We start from the raw sequence: 2,543 nt of genomic DNA, 5'->3' as shown, positions 1-2,543 counted from the left end.
TCAAATAGTTGGTAATTGATGAATTAAAATAATAAGCTGAAATTACTGTAGAGTAAAGGTTTTAAGTAGGACTTACCGATCTAAATCTAAAAGCCTTTACAGATAAAAGTAAGTGCCTTTTTAGAACGAAAAAGAGTGCAACTTTTTAAGCTTGAGCGACCAAAAAGCTAGGATTAAAGGCTCACTACGGCAAAAAAATAAAGAGACAAATATATCCGACTACCTCCTCTAAATTCTCCATTACTCCTGACTCATACCCCTGCCATGCATACTTTTTCAGCAAACCCTAAGTACCTAAAATATCACTTCTGACTTCTGACTTTTGACTTCTGACTTTAGTGAAACGACATTACAATGCTTGACCAAACCAAAGCACCAATAATTCAAACTCTCAAAAATCTTACCCAAAAATCTCATGCTCCTTTCTACGCACCAGGACACAAACTAGGAAAAGGCATTCCACAACCACTTAATGACTTATTAGGTAAAAAAGTATTTCTAGCAGACTTACCAGAATTACCAGAATTGGATAACTTATTTGCTCCAGAAAGTGTAATTAAAGAAGCTCAAGAATTAGCAGCAGAAACTTTTGGAGCATTACAAACCAGATTTCTAGTCAACGGTTCAACTACAGGAATTATCGCTGGAATACTAGCCACTTGTGGAAATGGAGACAAAATTATTTTGCCTCGGAATATTCATCAGTCAGTAGTCTCTGGGCTAATTATATCTGGAGCAATTCCCATTTTTATCAATCCTGAATATGATTCAGATTGGGATATTACTCTCAGTGTCACTCCTAAATCTATTGCCCAAACCTTAGCAAAACATCCAGACACCAAAGCAGTGATGGTAATTTATCCTACCTATCATGGTGTCTGTGGAGATATTGCAGCGATCGCCCAAGAAGTCCACAAATATAATATTCCCTTATTAGTAGATGAAGCTCACGGTCCACATTTTGCTTTTCATCCAGAATTACCAACTCCAGCATTAGTAGGTGGAGCAGATTTAACAGTACAATCCATTCATAAAGTATTGGGGGCAATGACTCAAGCATCAATGTTGCATCTGGGCAGTAAACGCATAGACTCCTACCGACTCAACCAAGCCTTACAAATGCTACAGTCTAGTAGTCCAAATTATTTACTTTTGGCATCTCTCGATGCTGCCCGCCAACAAATGGCTTTGCTTGGTCAAGAACTAATGAGTCAGACTTTAGAATTAGCTAGGGATGCTAGAAATAGAATTAGTCAACTGCCAAATTTTTCTATATTTGACAAAGAAATAAGAAGCTTGACTAGCTCGCCAGGAAATTCAGACTTATTAACTAATGAGAGGAAAAGATTACCTTTCTTGATAAAAGGCAGAAAATTTGATGAAAGTTATATCAATTCTGGATTTTTTGCTCTTGACCAAACCAGATTAACAATAAAAGTCTCTGATATTGGTTTGAGCGGGTATGAAGCTGATGAAATTTTGCATCAGAAATTAGGTGTTACCTGTGAGTTACCAAGTTTCAAAAGTCTGACATTCATTATTTCTCTGGGAAATACAAAGGCAGATATTGAGCAGTTAATAGATGCTCTAGTAAATTTAGCAGAGCAAGATTGTAGAAATAAATTTAACAAGTTCACCGACTTTAAGACAGAAATTGACGATTATTTAATTGATTCCTCAATTCCTTTATCTCCCAGAGATGCCTTCTTTGCCCAGAAAGATTATTTACCCATAGAAAAATCTTTAGGTTGTATCAGTGCTGAACTTATTTGTCCCTATCCACCAGGTATTCCAGTATTAATGCCTGGTGAAATTATTGCGCAACAGCATTTGAAAATACTTGAACAAGTCCGGGCATTGAGTGGGATAATAACAGGGTGTAGTGACCCCACTCTTAAAAGTATTAAAGTGTGTAGATTTTAGTCTTATATCATGTCTCTTCTCTAGGGAATAGGGAATAGGGAATAGGGAACAGGGAACAGGGAGAAATTTATCAGAGAAGACTTTTTTATGATGACTAATTAGGGTTTGCTGAAAAAGTCTTATGGGTGAGGGAAGGAGACAGCTATACTGGAGACAGGAGACAGGAGAAAAGGAAATTTAGAGGAGGTAGGAGCGGGCGTTTTGTCCCAAGATTGTTCTGCCCAACTATGCGCCTAAAATGCTCACTTTTTGAGCGTGAAGAGCTGAAAACCAGGTACTTTTTAAAGGCCACAAAAAGGCCTAAACCTTGATCTGCAAATACTTTTAGATTTAATCAGCAAGCCCTAATTAATGAGACTTGATATTAGACTGTAAGACATATAGTCATTCCAGTTAAGATTGAGACAAGGGTTTCTTGCCTTGAAAGAGTTTCAGCTAAAAAAGTGTTCCAGTCTTATTCAGAATGACTATAGTAATAAAGGACACAATAAATCTACTATTACTATTACCGCTCAACTAAACTTACTCAAACTTACTCACAAGTCTGAAAGTATAGTCAAACGCAAGTGGATCAAGCACTACAGGGTTAAACGGCAAACTCTTTATTCCTTGGTCAAAGA

The 2,543-nt window shown here is 37.0% G+C and carries 1 protein-coding gene; it reads left to right on the top strand.

The features are described from left to right. The first annotated feature begins 354 nt into the window (after positions 1 to 354). Positions 355 to 1,923: an aminotransferase class I/II-fold pyridoxal phosphate-dependent enzyme gene (locus F6K13_RS27935; RefSeq protein WP_124146262.1), complete on the top strand. Its 1,569-nt coding sequence runs from the start codon at positions 355 to 357 to the stop codon at positions 1,921 to 1,923. Positions 1,924 to 2,543 lie beyond the last annotated feature (620 nt).

The sequence above is a fragment of the Okeania sp. SIO2B9 genome (assembly GCF_010672505.1).
Lineage (GTDB): Bacteria > Cyanobacteriota > Cyanobacteriia > Cyanobacteriales > Microcoleaceae > Okeania > Okeania hirsuta.
The sequence above is the reverse complement of the archived record's forward strand: the minus strand, read 5'-3'. Positions and strand labels throughout refer to the sequence as shown.